A 26,674-nucleotide genomic window follows, 5' to 3' on the forward strand; every position below is an offset into this window, starting at 1 on the left:
CACCAAGCAATTTGCTTGGTGGCTTATGCTTATCTTAACAAGAAGAATTAGCGAGCAGCAGGTGCGTAGGTCTTAGCAGCATATTGCCAAGTACCTTGCAGGCTACCCAAGGTGTAATCCCAGTGGATATAGGTCACCAGTGCAGGGGCACCGACTTGGTTGAAGTTGTTGTAGTTCACATTGCTACGGGTGTCCGAAGGCTCAGGAGCGATAGCAACATTGACCCAACCCTTAGTGAAACGCTCTGTGTTCACTTGGCTAGCAGTGCTGGCAGCAATCGAACCACCGGCAGCCAAGGCAACGATGTTCAACTCGTTAGGCAGGCTGTTACCTGGATTGAGCGCGCAAGGAGAAACGCGGCAACCGACAGTGCCCAGTACTTCTTCTTCTTCGTTGCGCACGGCGTAAGACACGGGCACAGCGTTAGGGAAGGGGGTGTACTGAGTGCCTTGGCTCAGGTTGTAAGTTTCCTTGGTTGGGAAGGTTACAGTGGCAAATGTCAGGTTCCCAGTGGTGTTGTTGAAAGGCACAGCAAAGTCAGAAGCCCACAGAGCATCTTCCACTTGGGCTTTGGTGCTTACTTTACCAGCGCCAGCAAAGGCGGTCAGGTCACCCACCTTGAGGTAGGTTTGGTTGTCGTAGTTGGCCAAAGCGGTCAGGGGCAGGGACAGCTTGTTACCGTTTTGTGGGTTGACCAAAGTCACCGAGCCTGTGAGCACGTTGTCAGTGTCAGCTGTGGTGATGGTTGTGTCAGCAGCGCACAGGGAAGAGTAAGCTGCCAAAACGGCCGACTTGGCCACGGGAGCTGCGCCCAAGCCGCGGATCATGCGGGACTCAGTCACAGTAGCGTAGCCCACAGTGTGGGGGGTAGTGAAGCGGGCTTCAGTGGGGTTCAGACCGGAAGTAGCACCCGAAGTAGAGGGGCAACCATTGCTGAGGTTAGGGGTCAGCATAGCCGAAGGATCGGCGCTGGAAACACCAACGGTACCATCAGCATTTTGCTGCACGACACCAGTCCAGACGTCACCGGGGCTCAAGAAAACCAAGAAGTCCAAGACTTCTTCCGAACGCACAGGGCCGTGGAACACCACTTTAGCCACGGCGGAATCAACTGTGTTGGTGTTGATGACCTTAATTTCGGAAGTCCAACCGCCACCGGTCATGAACACGGGAGCAATCAGCAGGTCACCCTTACCGCCTTGAGCCACTTCTACGGCACCAGCGGTACCAGCCATCAGCATTGCACCCAGTGCTGCGGCAAGAGATTTTTTCAACATCACGTTCTTTCTCCTAACAGAATTAAAACAAACTACCGACACAAAGACTGATGCCAGCAAAGCCAACCAGTAACGAGTCTACATCAGAAAGACAATCCGCCTGCCTCAGCGGCAGCTTGCCAAAAAGCATGGACTGTCCTTGCATGGTACCTAATTGTGGATGCTGCCACAATCTTCCGGGCTAAACTTGTGCCCAAGGTCACAAGTTCAGCAGCGTTTGTTGTCAGCACACAACAAGAACCAGGGGCAAAACGGCACCGGTTCTTACTGGGATGCAGGCTGAGGCTCAGGGGTAGGTTGGGGCTGGGTTAGCATAGGATCGGTAACCAGATGCCGCCATTGTGCCCCAACCAAGCGCCATTTGTCTTGGCGGTAGGCGGTGTGGGGCTTTTCTTTGTCGGGATGGAGGTAAACCACCTGCTGGCTGAGCAGCACATCACCAGCTGCCTCATCGCGCTGGAAGGATAGCACCTTAAATTCCAGCACCGGCCAAGCACGGGCATGGTAGGGAATGTAAAACTTTTCACTCAGTGGCCCGCTGGGGGAATGCTCCATGGTGTAGAGCTTGGCCCAATCGCGTTGGCTGTGGGCACGCCAATAGGCTTCCAGCGCTGGCTGGAGCTGCAACTGTGCCAGCGCCTGCTCTTGGCCTTCAGCGTAGCTAATGGCAATCGAGGGCGTAGCGGGTATCGCCGAAACGGCAGCAGAGTTGGCAGATGGTGCCGTCGTACTACAACCGGTGGCGGCAATGACACTGATGGCACACAACGCCCCGCACAGGGGCAATCGAAAGGTCTGCTTCATGGGGGGGTTTCCTTAAAGTTCAGAGGCCAAAAATGCCTCTTGACGCGCATGGTGGAACAACACTTCCGGGATGTAAGCTACGGCCTGTCCGGCGGGTTTCAAGATGGCATCTTGTGCCACAGGAGCAGCACCCGCCACAGCACGGGCCACCCACAGTAGCCCCAGCGCCTGCGGATTGTCATCATGCTCAGGCTGGTGGTAGCAACGCATGGGTACAGCGGTATCGCCACCACGGGTATGGTCGGTGTAGTCAAAATCAGCGGTAATGGCTACGGTTTGTGGCCGGCTGCGCGCCAACGTGACTAAACTTTGGATGGCATGAAAGGCCAGTGTGGCACCTTCGGGTAGGTGCAGGCGGTAGGCGGCTTGGGTAGTGGGTGCGGTGCCGTTTTGGCGCAGGTTTTCTGCGTCGGCAATGGGTACGGTGCGCACACGTTTGTCCAGCCGCTGAAAATCGGTCATGGCATGGCGCACAGCCACCGATTGCTGTGGTGCCTCCAACAAGACCAACTCCCAACCGCTGTAGCTTTGCCGCACCAACGAGAAAAAGGTGTCGGTCAGGGCAGCGGTGTTGCTAGGGGTGAGCACCACCGACAAGAAAGGCGGCTCGGCAGCACTGGGCAGCGGCTTGGAGGCGATAGCGCGGCGGCGTTGGGCCAGCTGTAGGCGCAAGCGATCCCACGTGGACTGGGGCACCAGCTTGCGCAGCAGGGTGATGGCGTTGAACCGGATACGCATCCACACACTCAGTTCAATACGGCGCGACAGGTGGCGCATAGCATCGCGCAGGCTTTGCGGGTAGAACTGGGCCAAATAGCGCGAGCGGTCTTGCGCCACGGTGTGCTGCTCTTGCATAGCAGCGAGACGTTGGCGCAGTTGGGCGTTTTCTTCTTTGGCAGCCAACAGCTTGCGCAGGTCATCGTGGCCCGCGCTGGGGCTGGTTTGGTCTGTTTGGGGCACCGGGGCCGCATAACTCTTAGCGGGATTGATGGCCTCCACCGAGACACCTGCTGCCAAGGTGCGCAGTTCATGGGCGGGCAGGGCGTCTAGCGCTGCCAAAATGGGAGCATCCACTTCTTGGGCTTGCCCTTGACCGCTGCGCAGCAAGGCCGCCAACACATCGCCCAAGGGGGTTTGCTGCAACAGGGCGCGCTGTTCGGGGGTGATGCGGTCTAGGTAGATGTCGAGAAACCAGCTCAAGGCCCATTTGGGGTGCTGGTAAGACTCAATGCCACTCCAACGGATATCAAAGTCACGGAACCAGTGGCGCAGGCCGGTTTCGGTGGCGTTGTAAAAATGGTGCGGGTAACCGTGCTCGGGCTGCAAAAAGGCGGTGTCAATCTTGGCGATGCCCCCCGGTTGTAGCACGCGGCGAATTTCTGCGGCGGCCCATTCGGGGTACTGCAAATGCTCAAATACCGCTTGGCTAATCACGGCCTTGAAGGTGTTGTCGCGAAACGGCAGCCGGTCGGCAGTGCAGACCACATCCACCATCGGAAAACGGAAGATGTCGATCTGGATGACGTTATCCCAGCGCTGATGCTTGCCGCCAGCGCCCAAATCGAGCACCCAGCCGTCGCGGTGGGCCTCAATGATCTCTAGGGCTGCCGGGCTGTAAGGGTGACGCGAGACCGGATCATCTGCCGATACCGTGCCCACGCCCGGCTCTTGCATACTTTCGGGCAATAACACAGGCACGCCAGCGCGCACCGGATAGATGGCAGCACAGCCAGCGCATTGCAAGGTTTGGGCCGCTAGGTGCTGCAAGCTGCTACCGCAGCGGGGGCACGCTAACAAGGGCAGGAGGGCCGTCAGGCGGCTGGCGGGGGTGTCGGTGCTCATCGGTACGGTCACTGGATGCGCGCCGCGCCGCGTGGCGGCCAAGCCAGCGAGAAGTCTTCGGCATCCATCGTCAGGTTGGGGTTATAGCAAGGATCGTGGGCCAATAGGTGCGGCCAGCGCGATTGCAGGGTGTCAATCTCGCGCTTAAAGCGTTGCTGCTTTTCAGGGGTGTCTTCGTAGCCACGCGAGACCGATTCGTGGTGGATCAGCTCGGCGTAGGGCGTCCAGTGGTTGCGGTAGCCCGCCTCATGCACGCGCAAGCAAAAATCAACATCGTTAAAGGCCACAGCCAAGGATTCATCCAAGCCATTCACCTCTTCGTAGATGCTGCGGCGCACCAGCAGGCAAGCGGCGGTGACGGCCACAAACTCTTGCGCCAGCACAGCACGGCCCATATAGCCATGTCGGCCACGGGGCAGGTATTTGTGGGCATGGCCGGCCACACCACACACCAGCACCACGCCGCCGTGTTGCAAGCGGCCATCGGGGTACCAAAGCCGAGCACCGACACAGCCTACGCCCTGCTCCATCGCGGGGCCAACCATCTCATCGAGCCATTCGGGGTGGGTAATTTCGATGTCGTTGTTCATCATGAGGATGAACTCGCCTTGGGCAGCTTGGCGGATGCCGTGGTTGTTGATGGCCGAGAAATTAAACGGGCTGTTGTCGCGGAAGACGCGGATTTGGCCGCTCTTTTCGCGCTCGGCAAAAAAGGCCAAAGCTTCGGGGTCGTCGCTGCCGTTATCTACCAAAATGACTTCGTAGCGGGGGTAGCTGGTCTGGCGCAGGCTGTCGAGGCACTGGCGCACCAAAGCTTGTCCGTTGCGCGTGGGGATGATGATGCTGACCAAGGGCACAGACGCTGGCCGCTGCCAGCGGATGCGGTACATGCCAGGGGCCTCAGGGGCCTCGTCCACGGTGCCCTGCAAGCCCCGGCGCTGGAGGTGCTCAGTGAGGGCTTTTTGCCCGGCCAAGAAGGCGTAGGATTTGTTGCTGTGCCCAGAGGCGGTGCTGCCGACTGCGGTGCGCCAGTGGTAAAGGATGGTGGGAATATGCACCACGGCACCGGGGCAGTCGCGCAGGCTATCGACGGCGCGCAGGGCTTGGTCATAATCTTGGGCTCCTTCAAAACCGGGGCGGGGGCCGCCGATTTTGCTCAGGAAGGCGCGCTCATACACGGCAAAGTGGCACATGTAATTGTGCGAGCGCAACAGGCCGAGGTTGAAGTCGGGCTTGAAGTAGGGGTCAAAGCGATTGCCCGCTTCGTCAATTTTGTCCTCATCCGAATACAGCACTTTGGCTTGTGGATGGCTGGCAAAGGCTTCTACCGCGTACAGCAGAGCGTGGGGGCGCAGTTCGTCGTCGTGGTCCAAAAAGCCGACATACTGGCCTTGCGCCAAGGCAATGGCGGTGTTGGTAGCGTGCGAGATGTGCTGATTCTTGGCATGAAAGGCCAGTTTGATGCGCGGCTCGGTGGCAGCCACGGCTTCCAACAGGGAGCGCGTGGTGGCGTTGGTGGAGGCGTCATCACAGATGCACAACTCCCAATGGGGATACAGCTGGGCCTGCACCGAAGCAATAGCGCGCTGCAAATCACGCGCCACCGGGTTGTACACCGGCATCACCAACGATACCAACGGTGTAGCGGACAGTTGCACCACGCGCTGGCGCAAACGCTCTAGGGCGGCATCATCCAAGGTATCGTATTGCTGCACCCAACGGGCATAGCTGCGCTCATCTGAAGCAGGTGGAGCAGAAACCGACTCAGAGGGCGACGTACCAGCGTGATCTGGAGCCACGGCAGTCGGATACTGGGATTGCAACAAACGCCCGGCGCGCTGGCGCACCCCGGCAAACCCTTCACGTTGATACACCTCGGCACTGCGGCGCAACAAATGACCAATGCCCAACCCACGTTGACGGGCCACTCCAAGGGCGGCCCAAGTGCGTCGCACATCGCGCAGCAGCTTGCCAGCTACACGCACTGGCTGCGACACGCGCCAAGAGGTGCTAGCCAGCAATGCCTGCACTTGGTTGTGGCTGGCATCAAAGGAGCGTTGCAGGTGGGCAGCGTGGTTGTGCGTCAGTTGCAATTCTGTTTGCAAACGGGCTATCTCTTGGGCCAACTGGCCGGTAGCGGCTTGGGCTTGGGCGCGTTCTTGTTCGGTGTGGTGCAGGGTATGTTGTAAGCACTGGGACTCCTGCACCAACTGGTCATGCAGTTGCTGCAGGTGCTCGCGCTGCTGTTCAATTTGCTGATGCGACCATTGCAGCAGATCGCGGTGAGCCAAGGCTTGCTCGTGGGCTTGGCGCAGGTGGTGCGCATCCCGGCGGGCTTGGTCTGCGGCCTGTTGTGCCGCCAAGGCCTGCTGCTGCTCGGCTTGCAGGGCCTGATTCAAGCGACTGGCCTCCTGATGGCTGTGCTCAACTTGCTGGCGCTGATGCGCCAATTGGCGGTAGAGCTGGCGTCGGGCCAAAGCGCGGGTAATCAGCTCCTCAAAGGTTTGTGCCGATTGCAAGACGCCCCACTTGGCATAAAGGTGGGCGGTGGCAGATTGGGCCACCGTTTGGTCGGTCTGCACCCCAGCACCAGCACCGGCATGGATACGGTAGGCCGCCGAGACCCCTGGCACAAAAACGAACGGAGTCTGGCGCTCGATTTGTAGCCAGAAGTCCCAGTCTTCGTACAAATCAAAAGATTCATCAAAAGCACAGCCAGCCTGCACCAACGAGCGGGCAAACAGCACCGCATGAATAGGCATAAAGTTGCCATAGCACAACTCACGTGGCGCGTAAGGGAAGTCAAACACCTCGCCTACCGGTTCGCCATGGTCATTCACGCATTCCACCATCGTATGCGCCGCTTGGGCAGTGCTGCTTTGGCGCAAGCACAGCACCAGTTTGGCGATATGGTCGGGGTAGAGCCAGTCGTCATCGTCCAAAAACAGCAGGTACTGGCCGGTGGCGGCGTGCAAACCAGCGTTGGCCGCAGGGGTGCGGCCCAGTTTGTGGCCTTGCGAGACGATACGCACGGCCAAACCCTGTGCCTCAGGGGGGAGCATCGGCAGCCCTTGGCCTGCGGCATCGACCAGCAACACCTCCAAATGGCTATAGGTTTGCAGTTGCAGCGAGCGCAGCGCTTTGCCCAGCGTACTGCGCCCCAAAGTGCGAATGATGACCGACACCAATGGCGCATCTTGCGGCGTCACTGCAATGGCCCGTGCCAACAGGCGTTGCTGTTCGGAGCCAATCATCAACGGGCCACCCGCACGCAAATCAGCGGCGCTATAGGACTCAAAAGCCTCAGCCACTTGGACACCGGGCTGCAAGGTCAAGGCCCGAAAACGGTTCAGCGCCGCAATCATGCTGGCATAGGGCAGCTTGGCCTCTTGGCTGGCAAAGGCGGCCATCGCCTGCTGTTTGGTGTCCCAAACGGGCGAAATATCGACCAAAATGTTGGGCCGCAAAGGTGCACTGACCTCGTACAGGCGCAAGGTGCAGGGCTGATCTTGCCAGCGGCGCATGGCCTCCACGGCGGCCATCGCGGTAGCCACATGGTCTGGGTGCAACTCCCACGGCGACGGGGCATAAACCACATCCGTCTGCCACGCCTGCATCGCCTCTAACATCTGCGCGATAAGAGGCTCGCCATACGCCACGCCCCGGTCAGGCAGATTCCAGCAGTGCGGCGGTGGCAGGCCCAACAGGCGCACAGCCGCCACCGTTTCTTGCAGACGGGCTTGGGCATAGGCCCCTTGGGCTCCAGCCGCATCACCGTGGTCGCCCGCCGTGAGCAAAATCACCTGCACCTGATGGCCTGCTTGGATGTGCAAAGCGATAGCACCGCCACAGCCAAACACCTCATCGTCGGGATGCGGGGCAAACACCAGCACCTTGCGCACATCAGGCACCGGCGAGGCGCAGTAGGGGATCAACGTGGCCTCACTGGGATGCATAGCTCACACTCATAAGGAATCGGGCCCGAGGGCAGAGGATCAGGATCGCGCAGGGGCGGAAAAAAACCGCCAAATGGTGGCGGCAATACATGCACCACCGTCGGTGGTGCCGGGCCGATTCTATCGCCTAGGGGCGCCAGATAGTTTAGGCAGCCTCATGCAAAAAAATGGCTTGTAAATCGCTTAAAAAGTCAAAGCCGCGCTCTGTGGGACGCACGCGCAGCAAATCACGCTCAATCAGGCCCTTGCGCTCGGCCTCCTCCAAGCCACGGGCAATAGCCGTCAGGGGTAAGCCCGTGCGCTCAACAAAATCTTGCAAAACAAAGCCTTCGCGCAGACGCAGGGCATTGAGCATATATTCAAACGGCAATTCTGTGCGGCGCACCTCCTCGTCTTGGCTCAGGGCATGGCCCGCCAAGGCTTGCTCCATGTACAAACGCGGCTCGCGAAAACGCACCTGGCGCACGATGCGGTGGGCAAAACTCAGTTTGCTGTGGGCACCGGCACCAATGCCCAAGTAATCGCCAAACTGCCAATAATTGGTGTTGTGAAAGCAGGCGTGGTCGGCACGGGCGTAGGCCGAAATCTCGTAGCGCTGCAAGCCACTCTGGCCGGTCAGTTCGGTGATGCGATCGAGCATGGCATAGGCATCATCGTCTTCGGGCAGTGTGGGCGGGTGCTTAGCAAACCAAGTGTTCGGCTCAATCGTCAGGTGGTAGATGGACAAATGCGGCGGTGCCAGCGCCAGCGCTGTGCGCACCTCTTCTTCTAGCTCAGCCATGCTTTGCCCCGGCAGGGCGTACATCAGATCGAGGTTAAAGGTGTCAAAGGCTTGGGCGGCTTCTTCCACGGCAGCTAAGGCTTGGGCGCGGTTGTGGACTCGGCCCAAAGCTTGCAAATGGCGGTCGTTAAAACTTTGCACACCCATCGACAGGCGCGTGACCCCAGCGGCACGAAAGGCGCGAAACCTGTCTTTTTCAAAGGTGCCGGGGTTGGCCTCTAGGCTGATCTCGCAGCCCGGTGCCAACGGCAGGCGGGCGCGGATATCACCCAGCAAACGGTCAATAGCCTCTGGCGAGAACAAACTGGGCGTGCCGCCACCGATAAAAATGCTGTGGACTTGCCGCCCCCAAATCAGCGGCAAGGCGGCCTCCAGATCGGCCATCAGGGCATCCAGATAGCGCTGCTCAGGCACTGCCCCTTGGCTCTCAGGCCAAGCGTGGGAGTTGAAATCGCAGTAAGGGCACTTTTTCAGGCACCAAGGCAAATGCACATACAGCGACAAAGGCGGCAGACTGCTCAGTTGCAGCAAACCGGGGCGCATGTAATGCTGAATATCGCGTTGTACCGCAGGCTCGACCGGCGAGGCCGAAGCCACAGGAATGACCACCGCCATCGCTTACAACCAACGCTCGCGCAACAAGGCCAGCATTTGCTGGGTGGCACGGCCCCGGTGGCTGTGGGCGTTTTTGACCTCTACTGGCAACTCGGCAAAGGTTTTGCCAAATTCTGGAATGAACATCACAGGATCAAAACCAAAGCCATTGCTGCCTTGGGGCTGCTGCGTGATCTGGCCCACCACGCGGCCCACAGCAATCAGCGGCTCTGGGTCTTGGGGGCTACGCACGGCCACCAGAGTGCTCACCATCGCGGCACGGCGGTTGCTTTGCCCCTGCAACTGCTCTAACAGAGCGCGCACATTGTTGGCATCGCTCTTGTCGTAGCCAAACTGGGTGCAATAGTGGGCGGTATTGACTCCCGGCAAGCCGCCAAAGGCATCAACACACAGGCCTGCATCATCAGCCAGCGCGGGCAAGCCAGTATGGGCGGCCGCAAAACGGGCTTTAGCCAGCGCGTTCTCGACAAAGGTGCCATAGGGTTCCTCAGCCTCACCCACACCCAGATCGGCTTGGCGCACCAACTCTACCCCCAAGGGGGCCAACATGGCTTGCAATTCGACCAGTTTGCCTTGGTTATTGGAGGCTAGAACGATTTTCATAATCAAACAGAAAAAACAAAAAATTACGCTTTGCGCGCTGCTGAACGGCGAATGGCCTCGTTGATCTCAGCAATCGAGCGCTCAATGGCTTCCTCATCCAAATCATCGACGGCACTATCAAAGCTATCAAAGGGGCCCGCTTGGATAGTAGAGGCAAACATATCATCGCCAATGCTGTCGGTAGAAATGCCCTGGGTGGACTCAAAGGTATCGGGAGTCTCCCACTCTAGGGCCACCACGGTCACGTTGTCGCTGCTGGCACCGGCTTTGCGCAGGGCAGACTCCACCAACTCCGGCACGGCTTGCGACACCGGCAAGCCACCCAAATGGCGTGTGATCTCGGCATCATCCAAACTGCCCCACAAACCATCAGAGCAGAGCAAGATACGGTCACCCTGCTCCAGCGGCACTGGGCCGGTCATGTCATAAATCGGCTTGGTGGGCGAGCCTAGGCAAGTAAACAGCACGTTGCGATTCATGCGGTCTGGCCCCGATGGGGGTGCGCGGCCCAGCTCCAAAAACGAGTGATCGCGGGTGCGTGTGAGCAACTCACGGCCCCGCACCACATACAGGCGCGAATCGCCGCAATGGATCCAAGTGGCACTGCCGTTTTGCAGCACCGCCGCCACCACTGTGGTGCGCGGCGAATCGAGCATGGCTTTGTCGCTGGCGTAGCGCAAAATCTGGTGATGGGCCGCCAGCAATGCAGACGTTAAGAACGCCTGCGGGTCAGGAACCTTGGGCTTGGCATGGTGCTGAAACTGTGCTGAAATGGTTTGCAGCGCAATCTGCGCGGCCACCTCACCCTCAGGGTGCCCGCCCATGCCATCGGCCAACACAAACAAACTGGCCTCACGGGTATAGCAATAGCCCATGCGATCTTCGTTTTTTTCGCGACCACCGCGTCGGCTGATCTGAAAAACTGAAAACTTCATGAGGGTTTGGCTCCAATATCAGCAGCAGGGGCTACCACTTTTTGCACCCCCTTGCGGGTCTCAGACACCAGCGAGTCAATCTGCATCCTCATCTTCTCGGCCACCGACGGCTTGGTGTAGCGGCGCTCGCCCTCGCGACTGAGTTCTTTTTGCAAAGCAAACACCGACTGCGGACGCGACAACGGATCGAGCGCCATGCACCACTCCACTACCTCGATCAGGTTGTCAGAATAAACACCACGCAACTTGCCCAGCGCCAGCGTCAGGCGGTTTTTGTCTTGGCGCTGCGGTGCCTCAGTGGGCGGGAAGCCCTGCATACAGGCATAAATGCAGGCACCAATGGCGTAAATATCCGTCCACGGCCCCATAGACGAATCGCGCCGGTACATCTCTGGAGCAGCAAAGCCGGGGGTGTACATAGGCCGGATGAAATTGCCCTCTTTGGACAAGACTTCACGGGCGGCACCAAAATCAATCAGCACCGCACGGTTGTCGTCGGTGATAAAAATGTTGGCCGGTTTGATGTCCAAGTGCAGCATTTTGTGCTGGTGCACGATGCGCAAGCCGCGCAACACCTCATCAAACAACGAGCGGATGGTGGACTCGCGAAACACCTTCTCGCGCTTGAGATCGCGAGCCGTGACAATGAAATCCTGCAAGGACGCACCATCTAAGTAGTTCATGACCATGTAAACGGTCTCGTTCTCGCGAAAGAAGTTGAGCACGCTCACCACCGAGGGGTGGGAAATTTGCGCCAGTGCCCGGCCTTCTTCAAAAAAGCTCTTGAGGCCCAACCGGTACAGCGAGAGCTTTTCGTGCGGCACTTTGGGGGTCAGTTCGCCAGATGCGCGCGTGGCTAGCGATGAAGGCAAATACTCTTTGATAGCCACTTTTTGGCCATCGCCATCAATGGCCAGATAGACCACACCGAAACCGCCAGCCGCCAAGCGGCGTATGACCCGGTATCCACCCAGCGGGGTATCGGGTGACAATGGCGCTGGTTTGATTTTGGACATATTTTTCGCAGAAAACGGACCCGCCTGCACATAAGCCGGATAATCCGGTGCATTGCAAGCAACTCACCAAAAGCCTGATGCCAGTTTACAGCATGACCGGATACGCCAGCGCGCAGCTGGGTGCCTCCCAAGGCAACACATCCACCGAGTCGGGCACGCCGCCAAACCGCCGTCTGGGGCTAGAAATACGCTCCGTCAACAGCCGCTTTCTTGACCTCTCCTTGCGCCTGCCCGACGAGCTGCGCGCCCTAGAGCCGGTGCTGCGCACGCTGGTTACGCAAAAAATCAAACGCGGCAAGGTCGAAGTGCGCGCTTGGCTAGAGCAAGCCGATACCGCCGCCCTGCCCGACGTCAACCCCCGTCTGTTGCAACGCCTAGGCTCGCTGCAAGACGCCGTGCAGTCTTGGATGCCAGAGGCCTCGCCCCTTTCTGTGGCCGAAGTTTTGCGCTTTTGCACAGGCAGCAGCGCCACCCCCGAAGACTGGAGCAGCGCCATCCCAGCCGTGGCCCAGCAAGCCCTAGAAGCCCTGCTGCAAGCCCGCGCCCAAGAAGGCGAGCGCTTAGCTACCATGCTGCACGAGCGGGTCAGCCAACTGCGCGCTTTGGCCTTGCAGGCCGTGCCCTTGGTGCCCCGGCTGGTAGAGCAGCAACGCCAGCGCTTTATGGAGCGCTGGAAAGAAGCTATGGGCTTGGCCGAAGGTAGTGCCACCCCTGAGGCAGCCCAAGACCGCGCCCTGTCCGAAGCCACCGCCTTTGCTATTCGCATTGATGTGGCCGAAGAAGTCACGCGGCTGCAATCGCACCTCGACGAAATCGAACGCCTGCTGCGCCAAGGCGGCGACATCGGCAAACGGCTAGACTTTTTGATTCAAGAGTTACACCGTGAAGCCAATACGTTTGGCTCCAAATCTGCCGCGCTAGAGCTGACCCGCATCAGCGTGGATATGAAAGTGCTGATCGAGCAGATGCGCGAGCAGGTACAAAACATCGAATAACGCTTTATTTTTTATGGATTACCCCGGAAACCTGTTTGTCGTGGCTGCGCCCAGTGGCGCTGGCAAATCCAGCCTCGTCAAGGCCCTGCTGGCGCAAGATGCACAGTTGCAGTTGTCGATCTCGCACACCACGCGCGCGCCGCGCGGCCAAGAGCAACATGGGCGCGAATACTTTTTTGCCTCCGCCGCTGAATTTGATGCCATGGTGGCCACCGATGCCTTTGTTGAATGGGCGCATGTGCATGGGCAGCGCTATGGCACAGCCAAGCAAGCCATTGAGGCACGTATTGCCCAAGGCGCTGATGTGCTGCTAGAGATTGACTACCAAGGCGCACAGCAAGTGCGCCAAACCTTTCCCAATGCTGCGCTGATTTTCATTTTGCCCCCCAGTTGGGACGAATTGCGCGCACGCCTGCAAGGCCGGGGCGAAGACAGCCCCGAAGTGATTGCGCTGCGCCTGAGCAATGCCCGCACCGAGATGGCCCAAGCCCCACATTTTGACTTCGTTATAATCAACAATTCGTTTGATCGGGCCGTGCAAGAACTTAGCACCATTGTCCACGCCCAGCGCCTGCGCTATGCCGCGCAGCGACGCGCCAAAGCCGCCACCTTCGCGGCCCTCGACATCCCCTGAAGCATTCACCCTATACCCCCCCGGAGAAACCATGGCCCGTATCACTGTAGAAGATTGCCTTGAGAAAATCCCTAACCGTTTCCAGTTGGTGCTGGCAGCCACGTACCGGGCCCGTATGCTCAGCCAAGGCCATGCGCCACGCATCGAGAGCAAAAACAAGCCCGGCGTGACGGCCCTGCGCGAAATTGCTGCGGGCAAAGTGGGCCTAGAAATGCTCAAAAAAGTGCCCGGCTAAGTCTGGCCCTTTGCGCTCCATCTCAGCACCGCATAGCGGTGCTTTTTTTATGGTCTTTTATCGGACTTTTACGACCTGTTACAGCAGCGCTACATTTAAGGGATGAATGCGGCATTGAAACCTTCCTCCTCCTCCTCTGGCTCCTCCGGTGCGGGCACCCCCCCGGCTGATGGGAGTGCTGTAGCTGCGGCCAATGCAGCAGCCGCCAGCTTTGCAGCCCTGACGGACAGCCTAGACTACCTTGATCCAGCCAGCATTGAGCTGGTACACCAAGCATACCGCTATGCCGATAACGCCCACTTGGGCCAATTGCGCAACAGCGGCGAGCCTTACATCACGCACCCCATTGCAGTGGCAGCACAATGCGCCACTTGGAAACTCGATGCTCAGGCGCTGATGGCCGCCCTGTTGCACGATGCGATGGAAGACTGCGGCATCACCAAGGCTGACCTGATCGAACGCTTTGGCACCCCCGTGGCAGAGCTAGTCGATGGCCTGACCAAACTCGACAAACTGCAGTTTGACACCCGCGAAGAAAACCAAGCCGAGTCGTTTCGCAAAATGCTGCTGGCGATGGCGCGGGATGTGCGCGTCATTCTGATTAAGCTGGCCGACCGCTCGCACAATATGCGCACGCTGTCGGACATGCCACGCAGCAAATGGAAGCGCATCTCGTCTGAAACTCTCGAAATTTATGCGCCCATCGCCCACCGCTTGGGCCTAAACCAAACCTTTCGCGAATTACAAGACCTGTCTTTCCGGCACCTGCACCCTTGGCGCTATGCCACCCTGAACAAGGCGATCAGCAAAGCGCGCAACCGACGACGCGACTTGGTGCAAAAGGTACAGGCCGATGTAGATGCCGTGTTTAGCAAACACAGTATGAAGGTACGGCTAGCGGGCCGCGAAAAAACCCTCTACGCCATCTACCAAAAGATGACGCTCAAGCACTTGAGCTTTGCCCAAGTCACTGACCTGTATGGCTTTCGCGTCATTGTGCCGACCATCACCGATTGCTATACCGGCTTGGGCCTGCTGCACCAAATGTACAAGCCAGTGCCGGGCAAATTTAAAGACCACATCGCCATTGCCAAGCTCAACGGCTACCAATCGCTGCACACCACGCTGGTCGGGCCGTCGGGCATTAACATTGAATTTCAGTTGCGCACCGAAGAGATGCACATCATTGCCGAGGCTGGCGTGGCAGCGCACTGGCTGTACAAGGCGCAAGAGCACGATGGTACCGCCGCCGAACGGCTAGGCACCAAATGGCTGCAATCGCTGCTCGACATCCAAAACGAAACCCGCGACGCCGCCGAATTTTGGGATCACGTCAAAGTTGATTTGTTCCCTGATGCTGTGTATGTGTTTACCCCCAAGAGCCAGATCATGGCCATGCCCCAAGGGGCCACGGTGGTCGATTTTGCCTACGCCATCCACAGCAACGTTGGCAACCGCACCTCTGCGGCCAAAATCAACAACGAACAGGTGCCGCTGCGCACCGAACTAAAAAACGGCGATGTGGTGGAAATCATCACAACGACGGACGCCACACCCAACCCGGCGTGGTTGGGCTTTGTACGCACGGGCCGGGCACGCTCCAAAATCCGCCATTACCTCAAGACCTTGGCCCATTCTGAATCCGAAGGCTTGGGCGAAAAGCTGCTCACGCAGGCCCTGCGCGCCGAAGGCCTTGAAGAGCTGCCCCCAGCCACCGGCACTACACAACCGCTTTGGGATAAGCTGCTGCGCTTTACCGGCAACCGCCACCGCGACGAGTTGATGACCGACATTGGCCTAGGCAAACGCATTGCCAGCATCGTGGCAAAGCGCTTGACGGTACTGATGGCCGAGTATGGCTACCGCCCTGACGCCTTGCTCATGACGCGCGAGCGCTACACCTCGCACGAAACCGTCTCGCAAGGCGGCCTCACCCTCGATGGCAGTGAAAACGCTTCGGTGCAATACGCTCCTTGCTGTCGCCCTATTCCCGGTGACAACATCATCGGCTATCTGGGGCGCGGCGAAGGTCTGGTAGTACATACCTCGCAATGCGCCGTAGCGCAAAAGCTCTTGCACCGCGATAGCGAGCGCTTTATTACCGTCGATTGGGCAGAAGAGCCGATCCGCCTGTTTGAAACCGGAGTGGTCGTGACCATCAGCAATGGCAAAGGCGTACTAGCGCGGGTGGCCGCAGAGCTGGCCAGTGCCGAGGCCGACATCACCCATGTCGATATGGATGATGCTGTGGCACTAGACACGATTGACCTGCGTTTTGTGGTGGCTGTGCGCGATCAAGCCCACCTAGAAACTGCCTTGCGCAATTTGCGCCGGGTGCCCGCAGTGCTGCGGGCTTCACGCCGCTAAACTGAGCAAAGAAAAAAGGGTGCTGTAGTGCACCTGCAACAACTCTAGGGTGCGTACTCCGGCAGGGGTGGGCAAATCTACCTGATCGCCCTCTCTGGCTTTTAACAACGCTCTAGCCACCGGAGACACCCAACTGATCTGCCCCTGCGCACTGTCGGCCTCGTCAATACCCAAAATAGTGACGGTGCGCTCACAGTCCATATCATCCACATAGGTAACGGTAGCGCCAAAAAAGACTTGGCTGTTGCCCAGATGCACAGCCGGATCGACCACCTCGGCCAGTTCTAGGCGCTGGGTCAAAAAGCGGATGCGCCGATCAATCTCGCGCAGGCGTTTTTTACCGTACAGGTAGTCACCGTTTTCAGAGCGGTCGCCGTTGCTGGCGGCCCAATGGACAATCTCCACGATACGCGGGCGCTCGGTATCGATCAGCGCCAGCAGCTCGGTTTTGAGCCGGGCATAGCCCACGGGGGTGATATAGTTTTTACTGCCAGCGGGCAGTGGTGGCAGGCTGACCTCATCGTCGTCGTCAGCCGTTTGTGTTTCTTTGGTGAATGCTTTGCTCATCGAAAGAAAACCTCAAAGGAAAAAGCCCTGAAACCTTGCGATTTCAGGGCTTACCTGTTGGTGCGGCTGGCAGGAATCGAACCCACGACCCCTTGGTTCGTAGCCAAGTACTCTATCCAGCTGAGCTACAGCCGCTAAGATTTAAATTATAACACTAAAATTTGACTTAGTCTTAAATTTTAATGTTTGCTTTGCTCTTGTGAAGCTGCAGTAAATCTAAGCCGCTATTGTAGCGCACTTTTGCCCGCTGCGGGGATAATTGCGTCATGGGAACCACTTTTGAGCAGCCTTCGCTACTGCAACGTCTGCAGCCATTTTTTCGCGGTTTTGATGGCTGGCTGTTGCTAGCACTTCTAGTGCTGGGCAGCTTAGGGCTGTTAGCCATGTATTCATCAGGTTATGACCACGGCAGCCGCTTTATAGACCACGGCCGCAACATGGCGCTGGCCGCTGGCATCTTGTTTGTGGTGGCCCAAGTGCCGCCTCAACGCCTACTAACGCTAGCCGTGCCACTGTACACGCTGGGAGTCATTTTGCTGGTGGCGGTGGCGCTGTTTGGCATTACCAAAAAAGGCTCACAGCGCTGGATCAATTTAGGCATCGTCATACAACCGAGCGAGCTACTCAAGATTGCTATGCCGCTGATGCTGGCTTGGTGGTTTCAAAAGCGCGAGGGCCAATTGCGACCGCTGGACTTCTTAGTTGCGGGGGTGCTGTTAGCTATGCCAGTGGGCCTGATCATGAAGCAGCCCGATCTGGGTACCTCGCTGCTGGTGCTGGCAGCAGGGCTATCGGTCATATTCTTTGCTGGGTTGCCCTGGAAGCTAGTGATTCCGCCCCTGCTGCTGGGCATAGTTGGTATCGGATTGATTGTATGGTTTGGTGACGATCTTTGCGCTGATGGTGTGCGCTGGCCGGTGCTCCATGACTACCAACAGCAGCGCATCTGCACTCTGCTAGATCCGACCCGCGACCCGCTAGGCAAGGGCTTTCACATCATCCAAGGCATGATTGCCATTGGCTCCGGCGGCGTTTGGGGCAAGGGCTTTATGGCGGGCACCCAGACGCACCTGGAGTTTATTCCAGAGCGCACCACCGACTTTATCTTTGCCGCCTACTCAGAAGAGTTTGGGTTGCTAGGCAATGTGCTGTTGGTGGTTTGCTATTTGTTTTTGGTCTGGCGCGGCTTGGCTATTGCACTGGGTGCAGGCACGCTGTTTGGCCGCCTGATGGCTGGGGCGGTATCCATGATCTTTTTTACCTATGCCTTTGTCAATATGGGCATGGTCAGTGGCATGTTGCCAGTGGTAGGCGTGCCCCTGCCCTTTATCAGCTACGGTGGCACTGCTATGGTAACGCTGGGCTTGGCGCTGGGCATTTTGATGTCGATTGCGCGAGCGCAGCGCATGCCAGTAGTGCATAGCCAGCCGGTGGATGTGACTGGCATCCCGATGGGCGATAGCCCGGCACAGCCGGTGCCAGCACCCGCACCCTAAAATGGCCCTATGATCTCCCGTACCCCTTCTGGCGCACTGCGCCGCGCCCCTACCCTTGAGCGTATCGACATTGCTCGCCAGCTGCTGCTGACCCCATTTGGCTTAGATGAGAGCCACCTAGCGCGTGCCTTGGCAGAAATCCGCACCCATCAGGTCGATGATGCTGACTTGTACTTTCAGTACACCCGCAGCGAAGGTTGGAGTTTAGAAGAGGGCATTGTTAAAACTGGCTCATTCAGTATCGACCAAGGGGTGGGCGTGCGAGCCGTCAGTGGCGAAAAAACAGCTTTTGCCTACTCGGACGATATTTCTCTGGCCTCGCTGCTAGATGCGGCGCATACCGTGCGCTCCATTGGCGCGGTGGCACAAGCGGGCAAAGTGCGGGTGGCTGCGCGCAAAATTCCTACCAGCCGCAGCCTGTATCCCGGCACCGATCCGATTGCTAGCCTCGACAGCACGGCCAAAGTGGCCTTGCTAGAGCGTGTAGAACAACGCGCCCGCGCCAAAGACCCACGGGTGGCACAGGTCATGGCGGGGCTGGCTGCCGAGTATGACGTGGTGCTGGTGGCCCGTGCCGATGGCACGCTGGCTGCCGATGTGCGCCCGCTGGTGCGCTTATCCGTCACGGTGATTGCCGAGCAGGGGGGCCGCCGCGAAGTAGGTTCTGCTGGCGGTGGTGGCCGCTTTGGTTTGGCCTATTTTGACGACGCCCTGATTACGCAGTATGTCGATGAAGCGGTGCACGCGGCGTTGGTCAATTTGGAATCTCGCCCTGCACCCGCTGGTGAGATGACCGTGGTACTTGGCCCTGGCTGGCCCGGTGTGCTGCTGCACGAGGCCGTGGGCCACGGGCTAGAGGGCGACTTCAACCGCAAAGGCTCTAGCGCGTTCAGTGGCCGCATTGGCCAGCGCGTGGCCGCCAAAGGCGTAACAGTGCTTGATGATGGCACGCTGGCCGACCGGCGCGGCTCGCTCAACGTGGACGACGAAGGCCACGCCAGCCAGCGCAATGTGCTGATCGAAGACGGCATCCTCAAGGGCTATATCCAAGATGCACTCAATGCCCGCCTGACGGGCGTGGCACCCACCGGCAATGGCCGCCGCGAGAGCTATGCCCATATCCCGATGCCACGCATGACCAACACCTACATGCTCGGAGGCGACAAAGACCCGCAAGAGATCATTGCCAGCATCAAAAAGGGGCTGTATGCCAGCAACTTTGGTGGCGGACAGGTGGACATTACCTCCGGCAAGTTTGTCTTTAGCGCCAGCGAAGCCTATTGGGTAGAAAACGGCAAAATTTTGTACCCCGTCAAAGGAGCCACCATCATTGGCAGCGGCCCAGAATCGCTCAAAAAGATCAGCATGATTGGCAACGATATGCGCCTCGATAGCGGCGTGGGCACCTGTGGCAAAGAAGGCCAAAGCGTGCCTGTAGGGGTGGGCCAGCCCACTTTGCGCATTGAGGGCTTGACGGTGGGCGGTACCGCCTAAAACGCCACCGACGGCGGGCTGCAGTATGGTGCGGCCCACGGAGCAACCACTATGGCCGGGCCACTGACGCAAGCCTCGCAAACGGCACAGTCCTTTGCCGACATCAGCTATTTGCTGCGCGAATGTGTTGCCGATGAGCAATTGCGCCTGCTGCGTGACAACATCAGCGCGCTGGCTAAGGCTCTGGACTTGGCAGTGGGAGCCAGACGCCACCGCCGCGACGCCAATACCATTGCACGGCGCGCCGGCGCGCTAGCCCAAGAACTGCGCCAGCACCAAGCCGTGCTTTGCAGCCCAGAGGCGGGCTGGAAAACCATGTACGAATGGGCCAGTTACCAGCGCGCCCTGCGCGAACTGGCCCAAGCCGTGCAACGCTGGCGCGAAGCCTTGGCCCAGCGCAGTAGCCACGAGGGGGCCGCTTTTGACCAGATGGAGCAATGGGCATGGCGCGCCTTGGGCGAGGGCCTGTTGCTGCTGGATATGTACCAGCAAGGGGCAGGCTTGGTGATGAGTTCTACCCCAGAAGAGCCCCCCTCACCGCCATCGCCACAACGATCATCATGGTGGCAGGCCGTGCTACAACGCTGGCAGCGTTGGCATTAGCTGTTGCTGCAATGCACCACAGACTGTGCTACATTGCTTTCCCATGTCGATAGCACGCGCTTTTTATTTTTGGTCCTATTTCTCGATCCCGGGCGGATGAGAGAGGCGAGCGCGCAAGCACCTAGACCCTTTTCACACACCGCCGCTGCTGCAAAGCCCGGCGGTTTTTTGTTTTCAAATCCCCACTTTGATCCATCTTAAAAGGAAGACAAGCATGACTGCCCCCCAAGCCACCCCTGTCACTGAGCCCTGGTACCAGCACGTCGAGAAAACCAGCCAGACCGACGACGAACGTATCAAGGACATCATTGTGCTGCCCCCTCCCGAACACCTCATCCGTTTCTTCCCCATCCGGGGCACCGCCATTGAAACGTTGATTACGCAAACGCGCCAAAGCATCCACAACATCATGGCAGGCACGGACGACCGCCTGCTGGTGATTATTGGCCCTTGCTCCATCCACGACCCGGCTGCCGCACTGGACTACGCCCGCCGCCTGCAAGTGGTGCGCGAGCAATACAAAGACACGCTAGAGATCGTGATGCGCGTTTACTTTGAAAAGCCACGCACCACGGTAGGCTGGAAGGGCCTGATCAACGACCCCTACCTCGATGAAAGCTACCGCATTGACGAGGGCCTGCGCATGGCACGCCAGTTGCTCATCGACATTAACCGCTTGGGCGTGCCCGCTGGCAGCGAGTTTTTGGACGTGATCTCACCCCAATACATTGGCGATTTGATCAGCTGGGGCGCAATTGGTGCCCGCACCACCGAAAGCCAAGTCCACCGCGAACTGGCTTCGGGCTTGTCGGCACCGATTGGTTTTAAGAATGGCACCGATGGCAATATCCGCATTGCTACCGACGCCATCCAATCGGCCAGCCGAGGCCACCACTTCTTGTCCGTCCACAAAAACGGCCAAGTAGCGATTGTCGATACCGCAGGCAACCCCGACTGCCACGTTATTTTGCGCGGTGGCAAGGCCCCCAACTACGATGCCGCCAGCGTGGCTGCGGCCTGCAAAGACCTAGAAGCTGCCAAACTGCCCGCTACACTGATGGTCGATTGCAGCCATGCCAATAGCAGCAAACAGCACGAAAAGCAACGCGACGTGGTGCGCGACATTGCCGCCCAACTGGCGGCAGGCTCGCACAGCGTTTTTGGTGTGATGATCGAGAGCCACATCAACGCAGGCGCACAAAAGTTTACCCCCGGCAAAGATGTACCCACTGCGCTGGAATACGGCAAGAGCATCACCGATGCCTGCTTGGGCTGGGATGACTCGGTGCAATCGTTGGCCGACTTGGCTGCTGCCGTGCAGGCACGCCGCACCCGCTGACAGGCAGGCTGCGCCAGTGTAAGCTAGCGTTGGCGCAGCAAATGCAACGCCACAGGGTGGTGGAGACAACCACCCTTTGTACTCTCCATTAGAAAGATAGATCCATGCACAGAGAAGTCACCGTTACCTTAGGGCACAACGCAGAGTTTCGCTTCGACCTAGAACACGCCGAGCCAATGGGCAATGAAGAAGCACGCCGCTGGCTGGACGATGAGTTCATCCGCCTAGAGTGCGAGCCATTGCGTGCCAGCGGCAAGGTGCTGCTGGCCGACAAGGTGCTAACGGTAGCGGTAGCCGCAGGCGCACCGCTGCTCTCAGATGCCACATGGTTGGCCCAGTTTGCCCGCGCCACCTATGCCGTGTTGGTCAAGCCCATCATCCACGTGGACGTGCCCTCTATGACCATCAGTTACTGAGCGTTTGCAACAGTAAGCTGTGGATGCCACCAAAAGCCCCATTGCTCATGCACAGGATGTGATCGCCGGGCTGTGCTGCAGCAGCAATTTGCGCCAACAGCGCAGTGATATGGGCGGCAGTGTGCGCCTGCGCTCCTAAAGGGGCCAGTGCAGCAGCGGCATCCCAGTCTAGCCCGGCAGTGTGGCAAAACACCTGATCGGCATTTTCGAGTGCCCAAGGCAATTGGGCCTTCATAGTGCCCAGTTTCATGGTGTTGCTGCGCGGCTCAAAGGCTACCAAAATGCGCCCCTGCGCGCCGACACGCTGGCGCAGGCCATCCAGCGTGGTGCGCATGGCCGTGGGGTGGTGGGCAAAATCATCGTAAACGGTGATGCCGCGCACGACGCCGCGCAACTCCATGCGGCGGCGCACATTCTGAAAGCTGCCCAAAGCCGCTGCCGCCACCGCTGGGGCCACGCCGACATGCTCTGCTGCGGCAATGGCGGCCAAGGCGTTAAGCTGGTTGTGTACGCCACTGAGTGCCCACTCGACCCGCGCCACGCGCTGGCCACGATGCAAGACATCAAAAGCATCGGGCGGGCCTTCTGCCGTGAAATCGCTCACAGCTGCGCCAAAACTGCTCACGCCGCTCCAACAGCCGGTATGCAATACCCGCGCCAAACTCTCTTCTAAGCCATTAACCACCACCCGCCCCGACGGCGGCACGGTACGCACCAAATGGTGAAATTGCCGCTCAATAGCCGCTAGATCATCAAAGATGTCGGCATGATCGAACTCTAGGTTGTTCAAAATAGCAGTGCGCGGGCGATAGTGAACAAATTTGCTGCGCTTGTCAAAAAAAGCGGTGTCGTATTCATCGGCCTCAATGACAAACAACGGCGCGCTGCCTACCGGGCCAGCGCCAGCAATAGGCCGGGTGGACGCACCCAAGCGCGCCGACACACCAAAATTGAGCGGCACGCCACCCACCAAAAAGCCCGGCTGCAAGCCAGCGCACTCCAGCACCCACGCCAGCATCGAGGTGGTGGTGGTTTTGCCATGCGTACCAGCCACAGCCAGCACATGGCGGCCTTGCAACACCTGCTCGGCCAGCCATTGCGGCCCGCTGGTGTAGGGCAGCCCGGCCTCCAAAATGGCCTCCATCAGCGGAAACTTGGGGCTACCATCGGGCAGGCGGGCGCGGCTGACGACATTGCCAACCACGAACATATCGGGCTTGAGCGCTAGTTGTTCGGTGCCAAAGCCCTCAATCAACTCAATGCCCAAAGAGCGCAATTGGTCGCTCATGGGGGGATAAACACCGGCATCGCAGCCGGTGACGCGGTGTCCGGCCTCGCGGGCCAATGCGGCCACGCCGCCCATGAAAGTGCCGCAAATGCCTAGGATGTGTATGTGCATAGGCACAGATTTTACGGTTGCAGGCCACAATGCAGACTTGGAACCACACCATGCAAAACACCCACCTTGCCACCGAAATTGCCCACGCTGCTGCCCGTCTGGTGGTGGATGAGGGGCTGGACTACGGCCCGGCCAAACGCCGCGCTGTGCGTGATTTAGGCTTGCCCGCCCGCACCGCCCTACCCCACAACGACTTGCTAGAAGCCGCCGTGGCTGAGCACATTGCCATTTTTTGCGCCGACACCCAGCCGCAAGAATTACGCGCCCTGCGGCAACTGGCCTTGCTATGGATGGAGCGGCTGGCAGAGTTTCGGCCTCACTTGGCTGGGGCCGTCTGGCACGGTACGGCCACACGGCTGTCTGATATTTACCTCTCACTGTTTTGCGATGATTCCAAATCGGCAGAGATTTTGCTGATTAACCGGGGCGTGGACTATGACGCCCAGATGGTCAACGGCTTACACGGCCAACCCGTAGAGGCGCTCACCATCGGCCACCCCCTGCCTGAACTGGATACCGTGGTGGGCGTGCATTTGCTGATTTACGATTTGGATGACCTGCGCGGAGCCCTGCGCCCTGACAGCCAAGGGCGCACGCCACGCGGCCACGCGGCGGCGGTGCGTCAATTACTGGCAGCCACCGACACGGCCACCAGCACAGCGCCATGAACACGCCCACCACACCCGACGCCCCCACCCCATCTCCCAGCCGCCCACCGCGCCGCCTGCTGCTGGGCAGCGCAGTGGCCGCCACGCTGGCCGCTGGGGCTGGCTGGGACTGGTGGCAAAGCCAGCGCCCCGCCCCAGTCCCCGGCAGCCCCGATGGTGTGCCCGACTTCTGGGAAAAAACTTTTGTAACGCCTACCGCAGACGGCACACAGCTGGCGCTGCGCCAGTTTCAGCACCAGCCGTTGCTGCTCAACTTTTGGGCCACTTGGTGCCCGCCTTGCGTGGCCGAAATGCCGCTATTGAATCGCTTTTTTCAGCAACAACGGGCCAAAGGCTGGCAAGTGCTGGGCATCGCTATCGACAAACCAGCCGCCGTACAGCAATTTTTAGCGCGCCAGCCGGTGGATTTTCCGGTGGCACTGGCCTCGGTAGAAGGCCAAGACTTGGCCCGTGCGCTGGGCAATTTAGGGGGTGGTTTACCCTTTAGCGTGCTGCTGGCTGCCGATGGCCAAGTGCAACAACGTAAAATCGGCCAAGTCACAGCGCAGCTGCTGCAAAGCTGGAGTGCCTTGCACTAACGCCTGACACCGGGGAATTCACCCCGAAGATTGCCACCGTTCCCCTCAAATACCTCAGAAAGACTGCAATAGCGTGAAATTAGAGTAAATTCGCGCCCTGTTCAGTTTTTCGCTCTTGGAGCCTTGCATGGATTTGCGCAAACTCAAAACCCTGATTGACCTCGTTTCCGAGTCAAATGTGTCGGAACTGGAAATCACCGAGGCCGAAGGCAAAGTCCGCATCGTCAAAGGCGGTGGTGCCGTGGTACAGCAATTTGTTGCTGCGCCAGTACAGGCAGCCACAGCCGCCCCGATGCAACCTGCTGCCGTGGCCGAATTGGCCGCCCCCGCAGAACCCAGCGGCCACGTTGTCAAATCGCCAATGGTGGGCACGTTTTACCGCTCCTCCAGCCCCGGTGCCAAGCCTTTTGTCGAGCTAGGCAGCCAAGTCAAAGAGGGCGAGACCGTCTGCATCATTGAGGCCATGAAGATTCTCAATGAGATCGAAGCCGACAAATCGGGCACAGTCACGCGCATTCTGGGTGAAAACGGCCAAGCGGTAGAGTACGGCCAACCCCTGTTTGTGATCGAATAAGGCAGCGATGCTCTCCCCCTTCGAGCCATCTGCGGCAAAAACACCCATGTTTAAAAAGATTCTGATCGCTAATCGCGGCGAAATCGCACTGCGCATCCAGCGCGCCTGCCAAGAGCTGGGCGTCAAGGCGGTGATGGTCTATTCCGAGGCTGACCGCGACGCCAAATACGTCAAGCTGGCCGAAGAAGCCGTCTGCATCGGCCCAGCACCCTCGCCGCTGAGTTACCTCAACATGCCCGCCATCATCTCGGCGGCAGAAGTGACCGACGCCGAGGCCATTCACCCCGGTTATGGCTTCTTGTCCGAGAACGCTGATTTTGCAGAGCGGGTAGAAAAAAGCGGCTTCCAGTTTATTGGCCCCACGCCAGAGAACATCCGCACCATGGGCGATAAGGTCTCGGCCAAGCAGGCCATGATCCGCGCTGGCGTGCCCTGCGTGCCAGGCTCTGAGGGCGAATTGCCTGATGACCCAGTGCAAATCAAGCGCATTGCCAAGGCGGTGGGCTATCCGGTGATTATCAAAGCCGCTGGCGGTGGCGGTGGCCGGGGGATGCGCGTGGTGCATACCGAGGCAGCGCTGGTCAATGCCGTGCAGATGACCAAGGCCGAAGCCGGGGCTGCCTTTGGCAATCCGGCGGTCTATATGGAAAAGTTTCTGCAAAACCCGCGCCACATTGAAATCCAAGTGCTGGCCGACAAGCACCGCAATGCTGTCTATCTGGGCGAGCGCGATTGCTCTATGCAGCGCCGCCACCAAAAGGTGATTGAAGAGGCCCCTGCCCCCGATATCTCGCGCCGCCTGATTGACCGCATTGGCGATCGCTGCGTAGCTGCCTGCAAAAAGATTGGCTACCGGGGTGCGGGCACCTTTGAGTTTCTGTACGAAGACGGCGAGTTCTACTTTATTGAGATGAACACCCGCGTGCAGGTGGAGCACCCCGTCACCGAAATGATTACCGGCGTGGACATTGTGCGCACCCAGATCATGGTGGCGGCGGGCGAGAAATTGCCCTTCACCCAGCGCCAAATCAACGCCCAGTTGCGCGGCCATGCCATTGAGTGCCGCATCAACGCCGAAGACCCGTACAAGTTCACGCCCTCGCCGGGGCGCATCACCACTTGGCACGCACCGGGTGGGCCGGGGGTACGGGTCGATTCGCACGTCTACACCAACTACTATGTGCCGCCAAACTACGACTCAATGATTGGCAAAATCATTGCACATGGCGATACCCGCGAGCAAGCCTTGGCCCGGATGCGTACCGCACTGGCCGAGACGGTGATTGAAGGCATTAACACCAACATCGCCCTGCACCGCGAGCTGATGGTCGATGCCAAGTTTATGGCTGGTGGCACCAACATCCACTACCTCGAAGAGTGGCTCTCACAGCGCCAGCGTTGAGCCTCTTGCCCTGATAGGGGCCTGCGCCAAGCACCAGGCGCGGGCCTGTTTTTTTTCATTGCTGTGCACAAGGCCCCC

Annotated in this window: 23 protein-coding genes and 1 tRNA gene; 13 read left to right on the top strand and 11 right to left on the bottom strand. The window is 59.0% G+C overall.

Going from position 1 to position 26,674, the window contains the following annotated elements:
* Positions 1-47: 47 nt before the first annotated feature.
* The 8 genes from BMX55_RS08435 to BMX55_RS08470 form a co-directional block, all read right to left on the bottom strand.
* Entirely contained in the window at positions 48-1,277 is a 1,230-nt protein-coding gene (locus BMX55_RS08435) for a hypothetical protein (protein WP_091455882.1), read from the bottom strand.
* A 264-nt stretch (positions 1,278-1,541) separates the two neighbouring features.
* A complete protein-coding gene (locus tag BMX55_RS08440; protein WP_091455885.1) occupies positions 1,542-2,081 on the bottom strand; it encodes a hypothetical protein in 540 nt (179 codons plus the stop codon).
* A 12-nt stretch (positions 2,082-2,093) separates the two neighbouring features.
* Entirely contained in the window at positions 2,094-3,923 is a 1,830-nt protein-coding gene (locus BMX55_RS08445; RefSeq protein WP_143059607.1) for a methyltransferase domain-containing protein, read from the bottom strand.
* An 8-nt stretch (positions 3,924-3,931) separates the two neighbouring features.
* Positions 3,932-7,879 (bottom strand): glycosyltransferase, encoded by a 3,948-nt coding sequence (locus BMX55_RS08450; protein ID WP_091455894.1) that lies wholly within the window; start codon positions 7,877-7,879, stop codon positions 3,932-3,934.
* Positions 7,880-8,024: 145 nt separating this feature from the next.
* Positions 8,025-9,275: a radical SAM family heme chaperone HemW gene (hemW, locus tag BMX55_RS08455; RefSeq protein ID WP_091455901.1), complete on the bottom strand. Its 1,251-nt coding sequence runs from the start codon at positions 9,273-9,275 to the stop codon at positions 8,025-8,027.
* Between the two features lie 3 nt (positions 9,276-9,278).
* The gene (rdgB, locus tag BMX55_RS08460; RefSeq protein ID WP_091455906.1) at positions 9,279-9,878 is read right to left on the bottom strand and encodes an RdgB/HAM1 family non-canonical purine NTP pyrophosphatase; all 600 of its coding nucleotides are present in this window, start codon (positions 9,876-9,878) and stop codon (positions 9,279-9,281) included.
* A gap of 23 nt (positions 9,879-9,901) precedes the next feature.
* On the bottom strand, positions 9,902-10,813 hold the full coding sequence (locus BMX55_RS08465; protein ID WP_091455910.1) for a PP2C family protein-serine/threonine phosphatase: 912 nt from the start codon (positions 10,811-10,813) through the stop codon (positions 9,902-9,904).
* Complete coding sequence (locus tag BMX55_RS08470) at positions 10,810-11,829, bottom strand: serine/threonine protein kinase (RefSeq protein WP_091455913.1); 1,020 nt, start codon at positions 11,827-11,829, stop codon at positions 10,810-10,812. Before BMX55_RS08470 ends, BMX55_RS08465 begins: the two co-directional genes overlap by 4 nt.
* 92 nt (positions 11,830-11,921) lie before the next feature.
* Here BMX55_RS08470 and BMX55_RS08475 point away from each other — a divergent pair, with 92 nt between their 5' ends.
* The 4 genes from BMX55_RS08475 to BMX55_RS08490 all read left to right on the top strand — a co-directional run bounded on the left by BMX55_RS08475 (position 11,922) and on the right by BMX55_RS08490 (position 16,060).
* Positions 11,922-12,824, top strand: a complete 903-nt coding sequence (locus BMX55_RS08475; protein ID WP_091455916.1) for a YicC/YloC family endoribonuclease — start codon at positions 11,922-11,924, stop codon at positions 12,822-12,824.
* A 13-nt stretch (positions 12,825-12,837) separates the two neighbouring features.
* Entirely contained in the window at positions 12,838-13,458 is a 621-nt protein-coding gene (gene gmk, locus BMX55_RS08480) for a guanylate kinase (RefSeq protein WP_091455919.1), read from the top strand.
* Positions 13,459-13,489: 31 nt separating this feature from the next.
* Positions 13,490-13,693 (top strand): DNA-directed RNA polymerase subunit omega, encoded by a 204-nt coding sequence (gene rpoZ / locus BMX55_RS08485; RefSeq protein WP_091455921.1) that lies wholly within the window; start codon positions 13,490-13,492, stop codon positions 13,691-13,693.
* A 102-nt stretch (positions 13,694-13,795) separates the two neighbouring features.
* Positions 13,796-16,060 (top strand): RelA/SpoT family protein, encoded by a 2,265-nt coding sequence (locus BMX55_RS08490; protein WP_091455924.1) that lies wholly within the window; start codon positions 13,796-13,798, stop codon positions 16,058-16,060.
* Here BMX55_RS08490 and greB read toward each other — a convergent pair.
* Both greB and BMX55_RS08500 read right to left on the bottom strand, forming a co-directional pair.
* Positions 16,049-16,627 carry a transcription elongation factor GreB gene (greB, locus tag BMX55_RS08495; RefSeq protein ID WP_091455927.1) on the bottom strand — a complete coding sequence of 193 codons (579 nt, stop codon included), beginning with the start codon at positions 16,625-16,627 and terminating at the stop codon, positions 16,049-16,051. The two genes, BMX55_RS08490 and greB, sit on opposite strands and share 12 nt — an antisense overlap.
* Before the next feature lie 58 nt (positions 16,628-16,685).
* Positions 16,686-16,762 (bottom strand) — tRNA-Arg (locus BMX55_RS08500).
* Between the two features lie 131 nt (positions 16,763-16,893).
* Here BMX55_RS08500 and rodA point away from each other — a divergent pair.
* From rodA to BMX55_RS08525, 5 genes are all read left to right on the top strand, one after another.
* Positions 16,894-18,123, top strand: coding sequence for a rod shape-determining protein RodA (rodA, locus tag BMX55_RS08505; protein ID WP_091455929.1), 1,230 nt, complete (start codon positions 16,894-16,896; stop codon positions 18,121-18,123).
* A gap of 9 nt (positions 18,124-18,132) precedes the next feature.
* A complete protein-coding gene (gene tldD / locus BMX55_RS08510) occupies positions 18,133-19,617 on the top strand; it encodes a metalloprotease TldD (protein WP_091455932.1) in 1,485 nt (494 codons plus the stop codon).
* A 51-nt stretch (positions 19,618-19,668) separates the two neighbouring features.
* A complete protein-coding gene (locus BMX55_RS08515) occupies positions 19,669-20,220 on the top strand; it encodes a hypothetical protein (protein WP_091455936.1) in 552 nt (183 codons plus the stop codon).
* A 214-nt stretch (positions 20,221-20,434) separates the two neighbouring features.
* Positions 20,435-21,559 carry a 3-deoxy-7-phosphoheptulonate synthase gene (locus BMX55_RS08520; RefSeq protein ID WP_091455939.1) on the top strand — a complete coding sequence of 375 codons (1,125 nt, stop codon included), beginning with the start codon at positions 20,435-20,437 and terminating at the stop codon, positions 21,557-21,559.
* Between the two features lie 104 nt (positions 21,560-21,663).
* Positions 21,664-21,975, top strand: coding sequence for a hypothetical protein (locus BMX55_RS08525; protein ID WP_091455943.1), 312 nt, complete (start codon positions 21,664-21,666; stop codon positions 21,973-21,975).
* Here BMX55_RS08525 and mpl read toward each other — a convergent pair.
* Positions 21,965-23,374: a UDP-N-acetylmuramate:L-alanyl-gamma-D-glutamyl-meso-diaminopimelate ligase gene (gene mpl / locus BMX55_RS08530; RefSeq protein ID WP_091455945.1), complete on the bottom strand. Its 1,410-nt coding sequence runs from the start codon at positions 23,372-23,374 to the stop codon at positions 21,965-21,967. The genes BMX55_RS08525 and mpl overlap by 11 nt on opposite strands.
* Before the next feature lie 50 nt (positions 23,375-23,424).
* Here mpl and BMX55_RS08535 point away from each other — a divergent pair, with 50 nt between their 5' ends.
* The 4 genes from BMX55_RS08535 (at position 23,425) to accC (ending at position 26,596) form a co-directional block, all read left to right on the top strand.
* A complete protein-coding gene (locus BMX55_RS08535) occupies positions 23,425-24,042 on the top strand; it encodes a hypothetical protein (protein ID WP_091456286.1) in 618 nt (205 codons plus the stop codon).
* Positions 24,039-24,620 carry a TlpA disulfide reductase family protein gene (locus BMX55_RS08540; protein WP_091455949.1) on the top strand — a complete coding sequence of 194 codons (582 nt, stop codon included), beginning with the start codon at positions 24,039-24,041 and terminating at the stop codon, positions 24,618-24,620. The genes BMX55_RS08535 and BMX55_RS08540 overlap by 4 nt, the downstream gene beginning before the upstream one ends.
* Before the next feature lie 127 nt (positions 24,621-24,747).
* A complete protein-coding gene (gene accB / locus BMX55_RS08545; protein WP_091455953.1) occupies positions 24,748-25,194 on the top strand; it encodes an acetyl-CoA carboxylase biotin carboxyl carrier protein in 447 nt (148 codons plus the stop codon).
* Positions 25,195-25,240: 46 nt separating this feature from the next.
* Positions 25,241-26,596 (top strand): acetyl-CoA carboxylase biotin carboxylase subunit, encoded by a 1,356-nt coding sequence (gene accC, locus BMX55_RS08550; RefSeq protein ID WP_091455956.1) that lies wholly within the window; start codon positions 25,241-25,243, stop codon positions 26,594-26,596.
* The last annotated feature ends 78 nt before the right edge of the window (positions 26,597-26,674 follow it).

The organism is Giesbergeria anulus (genome assembly GCF_900111115.1).
Taxonomy (GTDB): domain Bacteria; phylum Pseudomonadota; class Gammaproteobacteria; order Burkholderiales; family Burkholderiaceae_C; genus Simplicispira; species Simplicispira anulus.